This is a genomic window from Hyphomicrobium sp. D-2, from assembly GCF_029872155.1.
Lineage (GTDB): Bacteria > Pseudomonadota > Alphaproteobacteria > Rhizobiales > Hyphomicrobiaceae > Hyphomicrobium_A.
Genome location: NZ_JARXLA010000002.1, coordinates 492,224 through 511,226, shown reverse-complemented (window position 1 = coordinate 511,226; position 19,003 = coordinate 492,224). Strand labels below are relative to the sequence as shown.

The window sequence follows — 19,003 nt, the reverse complement described above, 5'->3', positions numbered from 1 at the left end:
AATCCTCAGAATGAAGGCGTGTAACCAAAGCGCCGTCTGATCGTCTCACGCGCTTCGTTGTCACTGCCGTGTGAGACCGTTTCGCGGTCGCGCACGTCCTGATGGCGGCGCGCCTGATCTTCGGCAACCAGCTTTGCAACCTCGGCCGCATGTTCGTCGCTCATCTGTTCGATGGCCGAAGAAACGGCGTTCTTGGCAGTTGCGGATTCAGAATTATCGTCGGACATCCGTTTTCCTCATTGTGTTTCGTCTGCGTCGTCCGTCGCAGTGACCCGATCAGTCAGAAGAGCATTCACACCCGGATAGACTGGGATGCGTTCACGCTCCAAAGCGTCTCGCAGACGTCGCGATGCAGCGCCCAGCGCAAGATAGGTTTCTTCCGTTGGCGTCTTTTCAGCAGCGGCCCAACTTCTGGCGTAAGCTGCCGTCGACTTTGCCGTTGCTGGGCGGGCAAGAACGGTCGCGAGTGCACGCCCGCCAAGCATGCTGGCCAGCACCTGCATCGGGCTGGTGATAGCGGCATACCCAGCGCCGAAAATCGAACCGCTTACCGCTGTGCGGGAATGGTTGGCCAGACGGTCGAGCTGTTCGAAGCTCTTGCTGACAGTCGCAATATCGTCGAGCGCTTGCCGGTGTTCCGGGGTGAACAACAGCGCCTTGCCGTCACCACTGAGCTTCGCGTAGTCGGTGCGGAAGCGTGCCAGCGAGAAACCGTCTTTGGATCGGCCCATGTTGGCTACAACCGCACTGCCCAGTTCGCCCCAGGCGTCATCGCCCATCGTTTCGCGTGCAGCACGTAACCGCTCGATGTCAGCGCCACGCTTTGCGGCTGCCATCTGCGTCAGACGCTGAGCAACCGTTTCAGCGTTTGCCTCGCCGTCGACGTCCACGATTTTGACGAGCTTCTTGCGTTTGTCGGCAATCTGCCGGCGAAACACGTCATTGGCCTGGCTCCAAGCCGCTTTCGCTTTGTCGCCGGCTTTCGCAGCCAGGCCATCAAGATCTTCGCTAAGCGCACCGTACAGCGCCTTGAGCGCCTTTTCGTTCTGCCCAGGCTCCGGAACAATGGCGCCGGACATCCGGTCGCCAATCTCAGTTCGCAGCCGCTGGATCTGATCGAAGCTGCGTTCCCCCATAGCGGCAGCGCGTTCGATCTCTTGCACAACAGACGGTGCCTTGAGCCCTATCTCTTCAGCGTGAGAGCGGATCTGTTGCGCAACAAACGATGCACTCGTCAGCGGCCCTTTCGTGTCGCTAATCAGCGCCCGAACAGGTGCGTAAATTTCCGCTGCATCCGCTTTACTACCGGCTTCGATCCATCCCGTGATGGCGTCTTTCGCAGCATAGCCTGCCGACAACGTGCTGCTACCGCCAAGATCGTCAGCGACCTTGTTTGCCACGCCTTCGATCTGGACGAGCGCACGTTCGCTTGCCTTAACAAGCGGATCTCCGACAACCGGCACATCGCGTAGCGCGGCACCTGTCGAACGCGCAACGTAACCGCCAGCAGCAGCCCGTGGCACGTCGACACCAATTCGCTCGGCTGCCTGTAAGGCAGCTTCACGGCTTCCAACACCCGCAGCAACAGGGACGGCGCCGTGCGTCGCCGGTCCACCTGCTACCGCGGGAATCTCTTTCACAGCTGCCGGTATTACTTTTGCGGCTGCCGATGCGCCGGGCGGCAAACCGATCATCGAACCGGCAACCGTCAACGCATCCTGCGCGCGCTGACGGTTGCCGTCTTCACCGGTTGCATAGCCGCCGGCGATGCCGCGGTCATTTGCTTCCAGTGTGTCGGTAATAAACTTCGGAACTGCCAGCGAAAGCCCGCGCGCAGCAAGGTAGGCAGGTAAACGCCCCGCAGTTGGACCAGCCATTCCCGATGCTTTCACGGCTTCGTCGTGACCCCTGTCCTTCGCCGGATCGAAGCTGAAAGGCAGGAACGTTGCAGTGAAGGCTTCCGGCTCATCGCCTGTTGTTGTTGGCGGTGGCGGTAGCTCGCCGTTCAACTGTGCCAACAGTTTGGGATCTGTGACTTCAACCGGGCTGTTGAGCTGTTCCAGAAGTTCGGGATCAGTGATTTCCGCCATCGGTCACTGGCTCCCCGGAGGCGCATCAAACCATTTGCCATCGTGTTGCCAGTAGGTCTTTCCGTTGATCACCTTGGTAACAGGCGGCTTGGCCGGCTCAGGAGGCTCTGCGACGCGCAAGTCGAAAGGCACGATGTTGGTGTCAACTCGCGACGCGTCCGCATTGTATGACGTCAGCACGTTGCGAGCCGCGCGACTGTTGATATCGAGAATGCGTCGGATTGATTGCTCGTTGAGCGTGATCTTGCCGGCCGCAGCCTGCAGCGCATATTCTCGGTCAGCATCTGACAGACCTGTGCCTGCACCGAACAATTTGATGACGCGCCCAACCTCTTGGGCACGCTGCGCTGCGAACGCTTCGGTATTTGCTATGGCATCAGGAGCAAGATTGATCCCGACTTGCTGCAGCGTCTTTCCAGCCTTCAACAGCCAATCAGCGCCAGTGCCCGTAATCACACCGCTATCGAGCAGCAAAGTCGCTTGATATGTGCTTTCAAGCGACTTCGCTGCATCCTGCGCACCTTCTCGGCGCGCCATCAGATCCTTTGCAGCGCCTTCACCTAGCGTCTTCGCAAATGCAGCTTCGCCGCCAACAGTGACGTTTGTTGACGACGCGCCTGCTTTCTTCTGTTGCGTAGTGAACTCGTTGAACGACATCGCCGGACGGCCGGCTGCCTGTTCCTGCTGCTGGTAAAACAGATAGTCTTTCTGGTCGCCGGTCCCGGGCTGCACTGGCATTCCGACAATCGCCTGTATCTGTGACAGCGCGGGCGCCGGGTCCATGCCGGCGCTGGCATAGATCCCCTTCAGTTGTTCAACCATCGGTGCAACGGCCGCCGTGGTCTTGTCCGTGCCATGGCCTGCGTTCCTGAACGCTGTGGCAGTGTCGCCAATCGTTTTGAGCAAACCATCGACAACGCCTGCGGCCTGTTTCAACAGTGCGCCCCGCTGAGATGCGCCCAGCTTGCGTTCTTCAAGCGCCAGCGTTGCATTCTGATGCGCGGTCTGTTGTGCCTGTTCGTCTCGCTTTAACTTCAGGACGTTATCCGCCTGGATCGCCTGTGCGGCTCCACCGAGAGCATGCCCGTTCATAGCCATGTCTTACTTCCTGTCGAACAGATTGGTGATCTCACCGCCAACCGCGCCGGCAACGGGCTGGGCAAGTGTGCTCCAAAAGGTTCCGGTGCCTGTCGCTGATTGAGCAGCAAGGTCCGCGTTCTTGACCGATGCTGTCGTGCTCGCCGTTGTGTACTGACCTGCAAGAGACGCCACGAGCTGGGCCTGAATCTGCGCGGCCTGGTTCATGACATTGGACGCTTCAGTCGCTAATTGACCGGCGATGCCTGCTTCCAGATTGGCTTCGGTCAGATGCGTCTGGAACTGGTTCACACCGGCTTGCGTCTGTTCGGTGATCAGCGCGTGCGTTGTTTCCAGTTCCTTCATGAACAGATCCGCCGACGCCTGCGAACGCTGATTGGCGAACGTCGCGTTAGCCCGAGTGAGCGCGTCTTGAGCAAAGCTCGATCCCAGCACTCGCCGGTTCGCAAGGTTCTGGCGCAGATCGCCTATCGCGCTCTTTTGCTGGTTCTCAAGATCGCCCAGAACCTGCGTCCGCATATTGCTATAGCCAGGAGCGATCTGTGTGGCCAGCGCATTGAGGCGTTCGAGCTGAAGCCCGAACTGCCCCGCAATGTTGTTCACGATGCCGCTTCGGGTCGGGTCAGCCGTCACGCTGGCCTGCCCGTTTGCAAACGAGCCAGTGAGCCCACCACCTGAGAATCCGGCGACAGTCGGGTTCGACAGTCGATTCAACGTCGACTGCACTTCCGGCAATGCGAATGGATTCGTCGCAACTACGTTGGGTTCCGCTTTCTTCCCACCGAGTAGTTTCTGCGCCGCAGCGCTTACGCCAGCGGATGCAATCGCGCCGGCAATTGTTCCAAGGGCCATCAGTGCGGCCTCCCGTCTGGAGCCCAGTAATCAAGCGCCGCATCACAAGCGCCCTGGGCTTCGATCTTGCAGAATTGAAAATCAATTTTCGCCGCGTAAACAGAAGTGTCGCCCCGCTGTTCCAGCAAAGCAACCGACCGTTTCAGTCGATGCAAATCGCGGTACACGGCGGCGCAGAACTCGGCTGCGGACGAGCGATCAAACTTGCTAACGCGGTCGAGCAGATCTGCTTCGAATAGCGCTGCTTGCAACGTTGTGGGCGCCATCGGTCATCCCTTCGGCGCTTTCTTCCGGGGCGTCCGCTTGGACAGCCCCTGGGCTGCAAGGTCGACCAGAAACCGGGTCCATGCCTGCAGATTGGCCGTTCGGCTCGCATCCGAGGTAACACCATCAACGCCCTGATCGGCCCCCAGCGCGATCAATTCGCTGTTGCTGCACTCGCCCAGCGTTTTGCCGTTCGGCAGCACGATGCCCGCCAGATCGCCACCGATCTGATCAGCTTCACGGCGACCGCGAATATCGGCTGCCGTTGAAACCCTGGGATCACCACCTGAGAAAACGGCCGTTTCCGTCAGCCGGCTTTTGTACTTCACTGCCATCGCTTGCGCCTCATACCGTCTTGATCAGTTCGGCCACCGCGCGGCGGCCTGCTTCATCAGCTACTGCGCCAAGATGCGCGGCTACCTTTTCAGCGTTGCCGAGCCGTCCCAGCTCGTGACTTACGCCTGCGACTTTCAGCTTCTGGCCCAGTTCCACAATTTCCGGGCCGGTCAGCTCGCCCAGCACTCGGCCGCGGCCGGCAGGAACAAAGTTCAGATGCGGCGCCAGCGGCTTTGGGAAGCGGATGCCCTGAGGTGCAGTTCCCATCTCAGTTTTCTCCAAAAACGCTTTGCATCCGACGCGATCCGTCGGGGTCCACAATGTTGGGCTCGAAATAGTCTGTTGCAGGTTCAGGTCGGGCTTCGCGGCGTTCCGACAGGTCGGGCGGCTGTGCCGCTGTTTGCTGGTCTGCCGGCTTCGGATAGCCACGGCTGATGCGCGTCGCGTCTGGCGTGCGCATCGGGTGCAGGGCTAGCCGGCTTTCGATCTTCGACCAGTTGATCGAGCACATCTCAGCCAACACACGGGCGACTGTTTCGCCCTAATCCACCCGGGGGGCCGACGTTCGCCATCCGCGCGATCAAGTTCACAGGGTCGACGGGCTTCGCGGCTTCCTCCGTCTGTACCTGCCGTTTCAGTCGCACCAACGCTTCAGCAGCTTTAATGGCCGTGTTGGCGTCGCCGTTGCGGGCTTTCCTGGAAAGAAGCCTCAGAAGTTCGTCGTCAGAGCAGACTTCATCCGGAACGCCCGCGCCGCTTGCGCGGGCCCAGGCAAGATATGATCTGACCCGTTCTGAGTTGGCCGCCTTCGACGCGGTTGCAGTTGTGTGCTCGCCCGAATAACCGGCGACTATCGCCGCTTTCGTTTGGCTCATGCCAGACAGTATCGCGTCAGCAAGTTTACGCTGCTTTGCGGTCAAGCCAAGTGTTCTTGCCGCTTCATCAGGATTAAACGCCTCACCTTCATGTCTATTATCGCCAGCATCAAACATATCAACCAACACCGAATGCAACTATACTTGACTATTAACCCTTTTATGGCACGCGCTAGACGATGTTGTCAATGCAATTATTCTCTTACTATAGTATTTTCAATGATTTACCGGATTGGTTCACAGCAACACAGGCCAGTAGTCTTCGGGTTGCCCAGTGGAGTTGTGCTGAAAACTGCCAAGAAAAGGACAGTGCAGCCCCCGCGCGAGCCGCGACTCAGATGGGGCCTAGCGGCGCCAATAGTTGCTGGGGAGGGGTGCCCACCCCTTCAGGGATGGCCGCATAAAACATCGGAAAATGCTGGGTTTTTCAGGCCATTAGGCCATTCGCATAATCTATCTTATGGAAAATACAGACCCGTCAGCCGCATTCTCCATGCGATTGCGCCGGAACGACCGGGGCTGCTTTAAGATAGACTGGCGCCGATTAGAAACACACACACGGCTACTAGAGATCGAACAACGGTCTTGCAAAACCAAGCCACATAAGCAGCTCTTCTATTTGTCGCCTCAACTGCCTCAGCTTAATGAATTCAACGCGCATCTCGATGTCCGGAAACTTGGACTTGCCGTCGTTAGAGGGTTCGTCGACGAACTCAACCAGCACCGCGTCGATTGCGCTGAGAATCTTCCTCAACGCTGGTTGGATAAGCGCGCTATTCTCAAGCGAGTCATTTGCTTTTAAAGGCATAGCGTAAGCCAGAGCATCCACCGCTCTGCGAATCACCTCGTTAGCCTCCGCAGATCCATATCCAAGCAAATATAGTTCCTGGTCGCCTCTCTGAAGTAATGCCTCCAACCGAATTGCTACAATCCACTCACCAATTGAATCGATCAGTCGCGCAAGTTGCTGCTCCTTCCATTGCTGCTGGTTTTCAAACAATGTCGACTTCGCGACGTCCACGGCAGCCATGTTCTGCCTGACAAGATTTTCCGTTTCTCGAGCCTGCTTTTGTTGGGCCTCCCGACTCTCCCTCAACTCGTTGCGCTGAAGGCTAAGTTCTTCCTTTTGTAAGAACGTTGCCACCACGAGCCAAAGAAATGCGAGCGGCGCGCTTATGCCCGCGGCAAGATCTCCGGCTTCATTGGGCTGAAGGCTCCAAACATTCTTCTGAGACAGGTAGGCCACTGAAATAACCAGCCATAGTGCGGTGAGGATAATACCGAACCATAACGGCACCGGCCAAGATTTGGGGTTCATGCGAAAAATCCAAATTGATAAAAAACTAGGCGGCAAGTCCGGCTTGGAGCGGGGATCGCCGCTGGATCTCAGCCGCTCTCCTATAACCCAGTATGACCGGGTGTGGGCGACGGACGATCAAACTGTCAAAACTGTCACTTGCGTGCATGAGAGAGAATAACGCCATTTTCTCTCTCTTGCTCTTTTTCTCTCTTCCTTTCGCGCGCGCAAGTGACAGTTACGACACTGCTCTAGTTCAGCGCTTGTTTGATGACTTCCCGGCTCTCCAGAATTTTCCGCTTTACTGCCTCGCGGCGATGCCCCTCAACTCTCGCTCGCTCAGCAAAAATGGCATGCACGCCTGGGTTTACTGCCCAGCGCACCGAGCCCCGATGCGAGTAGTCCGGCTCTCCGAGCCAATTTGCTGCTTGGAGATCCGCCATAGTCAATTTTAGCGCCTTCTCATCTTTCGATAGCTTGCCATAGGCCCGGCAAACATCCCGCGCCGTAATACTCGCGAGCCCGTGCGCAAGGATATGGTCACCTACCCAACGCGCGTGATCGGCACGGGGGTTTGAGCCTCCAAAGAACTGCTGATAGATCGTTAGTGCATTGGGCAGAAAAAAGCAGAGCATCAGATCGGCCGCCCGCTTCGCAGTACCTTCGGAAACCACTGCCCCGACTCCACCGACCGCGTCGACCGTTTCGACAGCATGCAGTGTAAGCACCAATCTAGCAAAGAGACCCGGCCACTTCGAAAAATGCTGCTTCAGAGCCGCTGGCGTCGTCGGCATGCTCTTAAACGCTTCGACCAGCATGTCGACGCGCTCGCGGTGCTGATGGGCGTCCTCGTGCATTACCACGCATCCCGGCGACGACATTTCGTTGATCGCTGCCAACCTGCCAATGAGCACCCGATAAGCTTCAAGGGCGGCAGCATCCGGCAGCCGGTCTAACCGTTTTCCGGTCTGCCGGCCCTCATAGAGCAGCGCACGCTGAAGGAAGCCGTCGTCGACAAGGCCGCTAGCCATCGCTTGCAGCTTGTCCGGCTGAATGCCTCCCATGAGAGAGACACCCCAGTTTGGAACAAGCGTGTTGCCGGACGACTTTCGATCCACTCGCCTCGGGCCACCGTTATGAAGCTCTAGCATCGCAGCCCGATCCTTCTTCACGCCCTGCGCCTTGTACGCATCAAACGATCCCACGAGTCCCGACAACTCGTCGCAGAAAACGAGAAGGCCACGAGAGTTCTCGCTGAGCACGGGCACCAACGCTTCGATTGTAAACTCGTTGGCGATTGCGCGCCCGCTCGACAGGTTTAATTGGGTCGCCCCCCTTGTCTTTGTCGGCTCGATAGCGCGCCCACTCGTTAGCGAAAGATTTGCTCCATGTGGCCTGCAACTCTTCCAGAGGCTTGATCGTAGACTTCATGGCTGGCGTCTTTGTGCTGCCTGGCTCAGCGATCATGACGCTCCACAGCCTCGCGCTTTCCAGCCATGTGTGATCATGGCGAAGATGCTGGATCTGGAGATCGTCGGTTATTGCTGCAGCCGCCACAGTGAGTGCAGGAATTGCAATGGCGGCCAGCTCAAGGCCCATTCGTTCGCTTTGGTCGACGGCATACCCTCGGATAGCGAAAGGGAGCATATCAGGCGTCAGTGTAGCCGGCTTGCTCGCGGTAGCGGTTCCGAACAAATCAATCGGCTCTGACCAGTCGCCAACAACCTCGTCCGGACGACTGACCGAGTTCTGTTTGATCGAGTAGCCCAGGCGCCATGCGTTGCAGGCCATCGTGAGCAACGTCTCAAGCTCCCAGTACATCCGTTCATCGGTGCTGTGCGTTTCAAATTGTTCCCACTGTGCGCGCAGCCCTACCTCTCCTCCTGCGTCCAAGAAGAGGACACGGTCTTGCGCCGTGTATTTAGTCCACGCGCTTAACGCGTCAGCGCATGCATGGCCCCACCAGTGGAGCACTCTCCCGACCAGCAAGTAGGTGCGCTCTGCGACGCCAAAACAGCCGTAAGGATCTCCGAAACTAGGTGGCAGCTCAGTCAGCGCAGCAGCGATAGAATCCCACGACAGCGGCATCCCCGGCCACCCGTCCTCGGAATAAGCGTCGAGAAATTCGCTAATACCCTCAATCGTAGTCGGCGCAGCACTGTAGTCGAGCGCAACGGAGCCGGCATCAAAGCGCGCTCGGGCTTGATGCACGCCCGTCATGCCGCCACCTCTGAGGTGACCATTTCAGGCGTGAAAGCAGTCAACAAAACAAAAACAAGTGCCGTACAAAACCGACAACAAAAGGAACCGTTCTGCATAAACGAAAAGCCTCATAATTCGTGCACATAAGCCAACATTGGCCTTTGCTGCTCGAACCTGAGGCGTTGAGATCATCGCAAATAGGGCTTGCGGAACAGAAAGCGAGCCTTTATACAATGCGACACCGGACCTACGGTAATCCAACTGCATTTCTCATTTCGACATCGAACAGTTCAGCAGCCAACAGTTCGAGCAAACAAAGGCCTGCCGTCGACGAAACGGCAGGCCTTTTGCATTTACGGCATTCACTCAATGTTCGCAAGATGATTCACAAGCACTAATCATTTCGGACGTTTTCTTTATTATTATAACTCTGCCGAACAGACACCCTTAGAACAATAAATGAAATTCGTTTTTGGCCGGTTTTACAGGTGAAACAGATGAGCGACCACAGCATTGGCGATCCGAGAAAAACCTTCCGACCAGCTCCCTCGGGATCACTTGAGCCGAAGGCAACACGCCGCGCCCGTCTTCGAGCAGAAAGGGATGCGATTGTGAGCCAAGCGCCAGCGAAGGACAGCTCGACGGCCGAAGATCAGAGACGGATCGGGGCGATTGATGCCGAGCTGAAGCAGTTAGGCGACTGACGATAGCCGCCGGTCACACAAACGGGAGGTACGCAATGTGCGCATCCCAAGCCACCAACGCAGCGCGCTTCTCCGGCAAATAGGAATGACGGTTGTATACACGCGCAACACCTTTGAGCGCGCCGCGGTGCCCCAGCACAAGCTCGGCAATGTGCGGATCGACACCGATTGCCGCCATGCCTGACGTCGCGGTGCGCCGCAAGTCATGTAACGTCCAACCTGGCATTGTGATGTCGGGACGCTCCTTCGCTGTGATTGCTGCAATGGCAGCATCCAGGGCGGCCTTCGCTTTACTGTAGCCCTTGATTGGGCCGCTCCCCGTCGTGGTCAGCAACCAATCTGCGTCAGCCGATGCACTGAGCCGTTGGATAATCTCCGCTGCGGAACCAACCAGCGGAACTGCATGCTCCTGTTTGGTTTTCGAGCGCTCTGCGGGGATCACCCACGTGTTGCCGTGTATCTCGGACTTACGAATGCCGGCGACTTCATCCCGGCGCTGCGCTGTCAGCAGCAACAGCCTGAAAAAGGACTGCCACGGGTCATCCATGGCGTCCGTCGCCGACCAAACCCAGCGCATTTCCTCAGCAGACAGAACCCGGTCACGGGAGCTTTCCGGAGCCGGCGGCTTGATCCCAGCCGCAGGGCTGAACGGTAAGATGTCTCGACTTACAGCCCAGTTGAAAAATGTCTTGAGCAACGTCAGTCGTCTGTTGGCGGCAATGGGCGATATGTCGTCGCTCAGCGCGTCTAGCGCGTCGATTACGTCCTTTTTGGTTATGTCGCGCGCTGGCTTGGTTGCCCAGCGCTGAGCAAAACCATCAGCAACCAGAAGCCGAACAGCCGGGTCTATGTCATCGGGCTTTTCGGGGTTGAGCCGCAGCCCCAACAGACGCAGTTGATCGTCCCACGATCTGTTGCGGCCTTCGGCGTAACGGATGATGAACTGCCGGGCTGCATCAGGGAACAAGTCAGTGCGCGCCTGCCGGCGTGCCTCCAGCTTTTCAGCTTGCGGGTCACGCCCCTCGGCCACTGCACGCAAGGCGCGGGTCGCAAGATCACGCGCAGTAGCAAGATCAATGGCAGGCCATGAGCCGAGCGTCAGTTTGCGGGTCTTACCGTTGTGGCGATAGCGAACAGCCCATGACTTATGACCGCTGGACTGGACGATCAGGTAGAGACTCTTGCGGAGGGGGTCTGCAATTTCGACCGCTGAAGGGTTTCCCTCAGCATCAATAGGCGGAAGTGGCAGGGACTCGATGGCGGCCTTGGTGAGACGCTCAATCCGGTGCGATTTTCGACTTCTCAGATCCACGTGTGCTCTATTTCCCAAAATCCCAGGTAACGCCTAGGTAACATTCTCAGCCTGCTTTGGGAACAACAGCTACTTCTAGCGTTTTGAGCACTCTCGGCGTTATTTTCTTTTATTTTCGTCGCTTATGCCTGTTGTTTGTGATTTTACGTGATGTCAAATTTAGCGGAGCACAAAATTCACACGCGTGGGGTCACAAGTTCAATCCTTGTACCGCCCACCATGTTTCTCTTTGCGCGCCGATGGCGCTCTGCAAGAACGCGGCACTGGCCGCGGGTCGCCTTGCTCCCGGCCCTCCGGGCATCTCGCTCACCCGCAGCCGACGGCACGCTCAGGCTTTCTCCATAACGTCATCCCATCCCGACAGCGGTGGGGATCCACGCCAGCTTCCCTATGCTCTTTGGCCAGAAGAGTACGGGCGAGGCCGGTCTGCCCGTCAATCAAGCGCGGCGACGCGTGTTAGCCCGCGCTTCCTCAAGTCGGAAGCCGTCGAGCAGCATGTTCAGCTCCATCGCCTTCTCCGCCAGCGAATGACTGGCCGCCGTCGCCTCTTCCGCCATTGACGCATTCTGCTGCGTCACCCGGTCGATGTCGCCCACCGCGCCGTTCACTTCCTGCAACGCCTGCACCTGCTGGGCCGCGCCGTTGGCGATGTCCGCCACCACGCCGTTGATGTCAGCCACCTGCGCCACGATGCGCTCGAACGACTGCCCCGTCTGCGCAACCAGATCGACGCCGTCCTTCACCTGCGTGGTAGAAGTGGAGATGAGAGACTTGATCTCCTTCGCGGCATCCGCCGACCGCTGCGCAAGCGCGCGCACTTCGGAAGCCACAACGGCAAAGCCACGCCCGGCCTCGCCCGCACGCGCGGCTTCAACGCCCGCGTTCAGAGCCAGCAGGTTGGTCTGGAATGCAATCTCGTCAATGACGCCGATGATGCGCGAAATCTGCTCCGACGATTTGTCGATCGAGCCCATGGCATCGATGGCTGCGCGCGCGACCGTGCCGCCCTGCTCCGCATCGCGCTTGGCCGTCGCCACGACATCGCGCGCATGCGAGGCGCCCTCGGCGGCGCTTTTCACCGTCGTGGTGATCTGCTCCAGCGCCGCTGCCGTTTCCTCAAGGCTCGCCGCCTGCCGCTCGGTACGCTGCGAAAGATCCTCAGCCGCTTCCGAAATCTCGCGCGTACCCGATGAGATCACCTCGGCGTTCTGACGAACAGTCGTCATCGCGTTGCGCAGCTTGGTGACGGTCGCGCCGAAGTCGGCTTTCAGCTTGTCGAATTCCGGCGCCAGTTGCTGATCGATCGAAGCGCACAGATCGCCACCGGCAAGCCGCTCCAGCGCGCTGGTCAGTGCGTTCAGTGCTGCGGTCTGGTTGCGATCGGCTTCCTGCTTGGCTGCTTCCGCCTGGCGGCGCTGCTCATCAAGGGCGTCCAGATACGTCGAGATGGCGAGATCCATATCGAGCATCACAGCCTTCATCAGCGCCGAAACAGCCGAAGCCATCCCCTCCGATTTCTGCCCGCGCGCAAGTTGCATCAGCGTCGGCCAGCGTTCGGCGATCACGGAATGAATCAGCTTCTCGGTGATGAGCGCATAGCCGCCAATATACCAGCGCGGCTCAAGCCCGAGCCGCGCATGCGTACGCCCGATGGTGCGCACCCGCTCGGCATACTCGGCACCGAATTCAGCCGACGCCACTTCTTCCCAATGCGCAATCTGTCGGTTCTTCGCCGATTCCATCTGCCGGGGATCGCGGAACATCCGGCCCGTTTCAGGCGCAGCAGCAGCCTTCGCATAAAATGCATCGAGCGCGGGGCCAATGAACGACGCAATGGAAGGCTTCAGCGCACGCAATGCGGCCTGAGCCTCGCCATCAAAGCCCATGAAGTCCAGCCGGTCCTGCAGCCCGCCACTCGTCCCTGCATTCGCCATGGATATTGCCCCTGTCCGGCCCATTCGGCCTGTTGTCGCGTCGCTCGCGTGCCCTTGCGGGGCAAAAAATCAGCACGCGCCGTGCGCTGACGCATTCCTTGTCGCGCACGGGAGCCTAAGCTTAAGTAAAGTTACCAGGACAGCGGATGCATGACTTTGCCACGCCACCAAAGTCTCAACCGACCGACGTCAGACAATGCAAATCTGAGTTGCAGCGCATGACTATAGCGTTCGCATTGGACGCGCTTGCTGATTTACATCGGATGCCGATACAGCAACGGCGCGAGTTGCCTCGCGCCGTTGCTTCGATATCGATGGCTTGTATCAGCGGTTACCGGCTGCGGGCCGCCGGCATCTCGGCGGCATCCGCGCCATACATGCTGAGCATCGGCGGATCGAGCAGGATCACCTCGTCGTATTCGCCATAGCCGTTGAAGCGGCCGGCGATTGCGCGCGCATAGGCACCCATGTTGCCGATCTCGAAATAATCACCTTCGGCAATCGCGGCCGGCAGCAAGAACGGCCCCTTCATGTGATCGATGGAATCACACGTCGGCCCCCACAGCTCAAACGGCACCAGCGGCTCAGACGGATCAACGGTGCGCCCCAGCAGCTTCGTCGGGAAGATGAAGCCAAGGTGCGCCGCGTCGAACAGCATCCCGTAGGAGCCGTCGTTGATGTAGAGGTTGTTGCCGCGCCGTGCGTCGACGCGCACGATCAGGCTCTCGGCCTCGGCCACCAGCGCCCGGCCCGGCTCACACGCCAGCTTGATGTTGTCCTTCACCGGCAGTTGCTCAATGCCGGCGATGATCACCTTCATGAAATCCTGCAAGGGTGCCGGATCGCTGTCGGGATAGCGGGACGGAAAGCCGCCGCCGATATCCAGACGATCGATCATCACGCCGGACTGCACGATCAGGCGATGCACGTCGCCCAGCGCCGTCGAATAGGCATCGGGTGTCCCTGTCTGCGAACCGACGTGGAATGTCACGCCCAGTTCCAGCGCCACCTGACGCGCCTTCACCAGCAGGTCGGCGGCCGGCTGACCGTAGATGCCGAACTTGTGCTCAAGCGGAATGCGGCTGTTGATGGCGGACACAGCAAGGCGCACCCACAGGATCAGGTCCTTGGCGTTCCCGGTGCAATCCATGATCTTGCGTAGCTCATCTTCGCTATCGAGCGAGAACGAGCGCACGCCCATGTCATAGGCGCGGCGGATCGCGTGACGCGATTTCACCGGATGCATGAAGTGCAGATGCGCGTCGGGGATCGTCGCCGCGTCTTCGATCTCGGGCAGCGAAGCTACGTCGAAATGGCGGATGCCAGCCCCATAAAGCGCGCCGATGAGAAACACTGAGCTGTTCGCCTTGTAGGCGTAGGCAACGTCGCCGGGAAAATTCTCAAGAAACCAACGCGCAGCACGCCCAGCGGCATGGGGCCGCAGGCCACGCACCGGCCGCTCGGGCCGGCACTTCTCAATCAGCGCAGATGCCGAAGAGAGTTTCTCCATCGCATAGGACCTCCACCGCCCGCGGCACACGCGGGTCTGAGCCAAAAGCAGAAGACCGCACAACCGTAAAAGAGCGCTGCATTTAGGGTCGGTCCACCCCCCTGTAAAGATGTTTCTTGTGACAAACACGCGAAACAACGGCGCGTTTCAGGGCTCGCCCGCTGCATTTTGCTCCTCAACCATCAATTTTGCATGTGGGGCCCGGCGTTGGCGCGCGGCAGGTGCTCTCCGCCAAATGACGGTCCAGATGCGCCATCATGGGCGTGTGGCCAGCAACCGGATGGCAATATACGGTGCGGTACGCTCTCATCTGCAACCGTCGTTCCTCAAGCCCTCGCAATAGGATGGCTTCCGGGGCTACAATCGTAACCGAACCATAGCTTAAGGCTGTCCGCAAAGCCCCGACCTGCCTACAACGGCCTTGAACATGAAGGGCGGCAAGGCCGCAAAGATGCGAGCGTAATGCGTACCGGGGGCAAGATCCTAGTCGACCAGTTGGTGCTTGAAGGCTGCCGCGCGGTTTATACCGTGCCCGGCGAAAGCTTTCTTGCGGCCCTCGACGCCATGTTCGATGTCGGCACCATCCGCGCTATCGTCTGCCGTCACGAAGGCGGCGCGGCGATGATGGCGGAAGCGGCTGGCAAGCTCACCGGCAACCCCGGCGTCGCCTTCGTCACGCGCGCACCCGGCGCCACCAATGCTTCCAGCGGTGTTTATGTCGCCCACCATGACGCAACGCCGATGGTGTTGCTTGTCGGACTGATCGAGCGTGGACACGAGGGCCGTGGCGCGTTCCAGGAAATAGATCTGAAGGCGATGTTCGGTGGCATAGCGAACTGGGTCGGCATCGCCCGCGAACCCGAACGCATTGCCGAGATGCTGGCCACAGCGTTTAACGCCGCCCGCAGCGGCCGCCCCGGCCCCGCGGTGCTCGGTCTGCCCGAAGACATCCTCACCGCCGTGGTCGAAGCCGAGGACGCTGGACCGCCGCCATCGCGCCTTCCCGCTCCCTCCGCCGCCGACATGACCAAGCTCAAGGCCAAGCTTTCCGACGCCGAGCGTCCACTGGTGCTGCTCGGCGGAGCGGGCTGGAATGAAGCTGCGGCTGCCAATATCGAAAAGTTCGCCGAGACGTTCGAAATTCCCGTGGCCAGCGCATTCCGGCGTCAGGACCATATGGACAACCGCCACCCCTGCTGATGTCGGGCACGCGGGCATCGACATGGACCCCAAGCTGATGGCGGCGCTGCGCGGCAGCGACCTGCTGCTCGTGATCGGCGAAGGCCTGTCCGAAATCACCACCGGCGCATACACGCACGTGAAAACACCGCGCCCGAACCAATATCTCGTGCACGCCCATCCATCGCCGGAAGCCATCGGCCGCGTGTTCCGCGCCGACCTGCCCATCATCTCCGCCGCAGAACCGTTCACCCGCGCGCTGGCGCGCATGAAGCCGCCGCCCAAACGGCGCTGGAATCGGCTGCGGAAGGATCTGCGCGCTTCCTATGAGCGGTCGCTGAAGCCGCTGGCCACCACGGGCACCGTGCGCATGGAGGAGGTTGTCGCCTCCATGTCCCGCGAGCTGCCTGACAACGCTATCATCACCAACGGTGCGGGCAACTACGCCAGCTTCGTGCACCGCTACTTCCAATATAAGCAGTGGCCCTCCCAACTGGCGCCGACATCCGGCTCGATGGGCTACGGTCTGCCGGCCGCCATCGCCGCCAAGATTGAATTTCCGGACCGTCCCGTGATCGCGTTCGCGGGCGACGGCTGCCTGCTGATGACCGGTCAGGAACTGGCGACGGCGGTGCAGTACGGCCTACCCATCATTATTATCGTCGCCAACAACGGCATGTACGGCACCATCCGCATGCATCAGGAACGGCGCTATCCGGGCCGCGTGGTGGGCACCACCCTCGTCAATCCTGACTTTGTCGCCTTTGCGCGCAGCTTTGGCGCCCATGGCGAGCGGGTGGACGTCACCGAGGCATTCCTGCCCGCATTCCGCCGCGCCCTCGAAGCCTCAGGCCCGGTCCTCATTGAGCTACGGCTTGATCCCGAGGCGATCAGCGTGAAGCAGACGCTGTCGCAGATCCGCGGCGACAAAGATTAATAATCGCGCACGATCCGCGGCGAGAAAACGATAGTAAATCATTTATTAATGCTACCCGCAGACCGTTAGCCATTTGGCGACTATACGGTTCGACTAACGGATTATTATAGGTTACATAATCCTCAACCTGATTGAACACACACCTCTTCGGAGGATTTCGAAGATGGACTTACAAAACGCAAGATCAAGCTACGGCACCAAATGGGTTTGGGCACGCACCGGTGCACTCATTCTGTTTCTGGTCACCGCCATTCTGCTGATCGCATCTCTTTCCAACAGCCGCAGCTACGCTTCCGATGGCGTGCTGCTGAAGGCTGGTAACAGCTACAGCGTCTTCAAATCTCTGATCAAGACGAGCTGAGTTCGCGCAAGTTTCACTACACTCTACCCAGTAAAGACAGCACTCTTAGCCCCGGATCCACTTGGACCCGGGGCTTTTTTCTTCTCGCCGTCAGTGATAAGCGCTCGCGGTCCACAATGGAGAGTCACGCGATGGCAAAGGTTGCTTGGATCGGTTTGGGAGTCATGGGCTTCCCGATGGCGGGCTATCTGCTCACCAAAGGCGGACACGACGTCACCGTTTACAACCGCAACGGCGCGAAGGCTGAAGCGTGGACGGCAAAATACGGCGGGCGCAGTGCACCGACCCCAGCCGAGGCGGCGCTCGCCGCGGAGTATGTCTTCTGCTGCGTCGGCAATGACGACGATCTGCGCGCCGTCACCACCGGACCGGAGGGCGCGTTTCGCGGCATGGGTGCCGGCGCGGTCTTCATCGACCACACGACGGCATCGGCCCATGCCGCCCGTGAGTTGTTCGCAACCGCTTCCGATCGTGGCATCGCTTTCCTCGACGCCCCCGTATCCGGTGGCCAGTCGGGCGCTGAAAACGGTGCGCTGACGGTGATGGTCGGCGGTGAAGAAGAAGCATTCGCGCGCGCAAAGCCGCTGATCGACTGCTACGCCCGCGCCGTAAACCACATCGGCCCTTCCGGGTCGGGCCAGCTTGCCAAGATGGTTAATCAGATCGCCATTGCCGGCCTGTTGCAGGGCCTATCTGAGGCCATCGCCTTTGCCGAAACCGCCGGCCTCAACCTGGATGTCGTGATGGAAACGATCTCCAAGGGCGCCGCCCAGTCATGGCAGATGGATAATCGCTGGCGCACCATGCATGAAGGCAAGTTCGATTTCGGCTTTGCCGTCGACTGGATGCGCAAGGATCTTGGCATTTGCCCAGACGAAGCCAAGCGCAACGGCGCGCAGCTTCCCGTCACGACACTGGTTGATAGCTATTACGGCCTAGTACAAAACAACGGCGGCGGCCGCTGGGATACATCCAGCCTCATCACGCTGTTGAAGCCGCACACGCCAAAGAGCGACGCTTAAAGCAGCGCACCACATTTGTGCCCGGCATACAAAGTGCCGGTCATGCACCGCACCACGTATCGCAAGACGATATTGTGCGCACGGGCAGGCAATTTCTGCCTACCCGGCGCCCGAGCCTCATGGGCGTTTTCAAGCCGAACCGGATATCGCGGCGGCAATGCAAAAGCGCCGCCTGATCGCTCAACGCTTGCGGCGCTTGTCGTCCTGCACTGGCGCTGCTGCGGTTTCAGTCGTCATCTGACGCGCAAACTGCAGTGGCAGCGCGGTGGTGTATTTGATCTGCTCCATCGCGAACGCCGATGAAACCTTGGCAACTTCGATACGCGCGATCAGGCGCTTGTAGAAGGCGTCATAAGCCGCAATGTCCGGAACGACCACGCGCAGCAGGTAATCTACGTCGCCGGACATGCGATAGAATTCGACCACTTCGGGAAAGTCGGCCACCGCACCGTGAAAGCGCTCCAGCCAGGCATGGCTGTGCTGGTCGGTTTTGATCGAGACAATGACCGTCACCCCGGCGTTGACCTTTTCCGGATCCAGCACCGCCACGCGCCGCTGGATGACGCCCTGCTCCTCCAGCTTCTGGATACGCCGCCAGCAAGGTGTGGTCGAAAGTCCAACCTCCTTGCCGATATCGGCGACCGGCCGCGTGCAGTCCTCCTGCAGGATCCGCAAAATCTTCACGTCCATTTCGTCGAGCATGGCCAGCCGCGTTGAAAATATATTTCCGCCAGATTGCGTTCAGGGGCAACAGAACGCCATTCCAGCCCCGAAGCGCAGCCCGTTTTGTAATATAATTCCAAAATTTTGGGAAGTGACAGCAACGGCCCACCATATCCATTACTTGACCAAAACAGAATTTCCCTGGCACCGCCTTCCGTTTTGAGGCAAAACTTAAGCAAATCAGTAACAGCAAAAAAACGTTTCTAAACGGTTGGTTAGTAATTCACGTCGAGATTTCATGGTAACATTGACCGCGAAAAATAGCGGTTCATTTCACCATCGTTGCCTGAGCGTCTGCTCCGGCACC

At 59.2% G+C, this 19,003-nt stretch carries 19 protein-coding genes; 4 read left to right on the top strand and 15 right to left on the bottom strand.

From position 1 onward, the window contains the following. Window positions 1-5: 5 nt before the first annotated feature. The 14 genes from QEZ49_RS04175 to QEZ49_RS04110 form a co-directional block, all read right to left on the bottom strand. Entirely contained in the window at window positions 6-227 is a 222-nt protein-coding gene (locus tag QEZ49_RS04175) for a hypothetical protein (protein ID WP_280384497.1), read from the bottom strand. Window positions 228-236: 9 nt separating this feature from the next. Then, the gene (locus QEZ49_RS04170; protein ID WP_280384495.1) at window positions 237-2,090 is read right to left on the bottom strand and encodes a hypothetical protein; all 1,854 of its coding nucleotides are present in this window, start codon (window positions 2,088-2,090) and stop codon (window positions 237-239) included. A gap of 3 nt (window positions 2,091-2,093) precedes the next feature. Next, window positions 2,094-3,188 carry a hypothetical protein gene (locus tag QEZ49_RS04165; protein ID WP_280384493.1) on the bottom strand — a complete coding sequence of 365 codons (1,095 nt, stop codon included), beginning with the start codon at window positions 3,186-3,188 and terminating at the stop codon, window positions 2,094-2,096. 3 nt (window positions 3,189-3,191) lie between these two features. Next, window positions 3,192-4,040, bottom strand: a complete 849-nt coding sequence (locus tag QEZ49_RS04160; RefSeq protein WP_280384491.1) for a hypothetical protein — start codon at window positions 4,038-4,040, stop codon at window positions 3,192-3,194. After that, entirely contained in the window at window positions 4,040-4,306 is a 267-nt protein-coding gene (locus tag QEZ49_RS04155; RefSeq protein ID WP_280384489.1) for a hypothetical protein, read from the bottom strand. The genes QEZ49_RS04160 and QEZ49_RS04155 overlap by 1 nt, the downstream gene beginning before the upstream one ends. Before the next feature lie 3 nt (window positions 4,307-4,309). Beyond that, complete coding sequence (locus QEZ49_RS04150) at window positions 4,310-4,639, bottom strand: hypothetical protein (RefSeq protein ID WP_280384487.1); 330 nt, start codon at window positions 4,637-4,639, stop codon at window positions 4,310-4,312. A 10-nt stretch (window positions 4,640-4,649) separates the two neighbouring features. Beyond that, on the bottom strand, window positions 4,650-4,907 hold the full coding sequence (locus QEZ49_RS04145; RefSeq protein ID WP_280384485.1) for a hypothetical protein: 258 nt from the start codon (window positions 4,905-4,907) through the stop codon (window positions 4,650-4,652). 245 nt (window positions 4,908-5,152) lie between these two features. Further along, window positions 5,153-5,632: a terminase small subunit gene (locus tag QEZ49_RS04140; protein WP_280384484.1), complete on the bottom strand. Its 480-nt coding sequence runs from the start codon at window positions 5,630-5,632 to the stop codon at window positions 5,153-5,155. A gap of 448 nt (window positions 5,633-6,080) precedes the next feature. After that, a complete protein-coding gene (locus tag QEZ49_RS04135; RefSeq protein WP_280384482.1) occupies window positions 6,081-6,833 on the bottom strand; it encodes a hypothetical protein in 753 nt (250 codons plus the stop codon). Window positions 6,834-7,063: 230 nt separating this feature from the next. Next, complete coding sequence (locus QEZ49_RS04130; RefSeq protein WP_280384480.1) at window positions 7,064-8,074, bottom strand: DUF3987 domain-containing protein; 1,011 nt, start codon at window positions 8,072-8,074, stop codon at window positions 7,064-7,066. After that, window positions 8,004-9,032, bottom strand: coding sequence for a DUF3987 domain-containing protein (locus tag QEZ49_RS04125; RefSeq protein ID WP_280384479.1), 1,029 nt, complete (start codon window positions 9,030-9,032; stop codon window positions 8,004-8,006). The genes QEZ49_RS04130 and QEZ49_RS04125 overlap by 71 nt, the downstream gene beginning before the upstream one ends. A 699-nt stretch (window positions 9,033-9,731) precedes the next feature. Next, window positions 9,732-11,030, bottom strand: coding sequence for a site-specific integrase (locus QEZ49_RS04120; RefSeq protein ID WP_280384476.1), 1,299 nt, complete (start codon window positions 11,028-11,030; stop codon window positions 9,732-9,734). A gap of 437 nt (window positions 11,031-11,467) precedes the next feature. Beyond that, window positions 11,468-12,964 carry a globin-coupled sensor protein gene (locus tag QEZ49_RS04115; RefSeq protein ID WP_280384474.1) on the bottom strand — a complete coding sequence of 499 codons (1,497 nt, stop codon included), beginning with the start codon at window positions 12,962-12,964 and terminating at the stop codon, window positions 11,468-11,470. Between the two features lie 331 nt (window positions 12,965-13,295). Beyond that, window positions 13,296-14,474: a type III PLP-dependent enzyme gene (locus QEZ49_RS04110; protein ID WP_280384472.1), complete on the bottom strand. Its 1,179-nt coding sequence runs from the start codon at window positions 14,472-14,474 to the stop codon at window positions 13,296-13,298. 462 nt (window positions 14,475-14,936) lie between these two features. On the opposite strand from QEZ49_RS04110, the gene QEZ49_RS17245 reads away from it, so the two are divergent. The 4 genes from QEZ49_RS17245 to QEZ49_RS04095 all read left to right on the top strand — a co-directional run bounded on the left by QEZ49_RS17245 (window position 14,937) and on the right by QEZ49_RS04095 (window position 17,973). Further along, entirely contained in the window at window positions 14,937-15,674 is a 738-nt protein-coding gene (locus tag QEZ49_RS17245; RefSeq protein WP_348534789.1) for a thiamine pyrophosphate-binding protein, read from the top strand. A 22-nt stretch (window positions 15,675-15,696) separates the two neighbouring features. Next, a complete protein-coding gene (locus tag QEZ49_RS17240; RefSeq protein ID WP_348534788.1) occupies window positions 15,697-16,590 on the top strand; it encodes a thiamine pyrophosphate-dependent enzyme in 894 nt (297 codons plus the stop codon). 163 nt (window positions 16,591-16,753) lie between these two features. Beyond that, a complete protein-coding gene (locus tag QEZ49_RS04100) occupies window positions 16,754-16,951 on the top strand; it encodes a hypothetical protein (protein WP_280384471.1) in 198 nt (65 codons plus the stop codon). A 116-nt stretch (window positions 16,952-17,067) separates the two neighbouring features. Next, on the top strand, window positions 17,068-17,973 hold the full coding sequence (locus tag QEZ49_RS04095) for an NAD(P)-dependent oxidoreductase (RefSeq protein ID WP_280384468.1): 906 nt from the start codon (window positions 17,068-17,070) through the stop codon (window positions 17,971-17,973). Between the two features lie 180 nt (window positions 17,974-18,153). Here QEZ49_RS04095 and QEZ49_RS04090 read toward each other — a convergent pair whose 3' ends face one another. Continuing rightward, entirely contained in the window at window positions 18,154-18,675 is a 522-nt protein-coding gene (locus tag QEZ49_RS04090; RefSeq protein ID WP_280384466.1) for an Lrp/AsnC family transcriptional regulator, read from the bottom strand. Window positions 18,676-19,003: the final 328 nt, after the last annotated feature.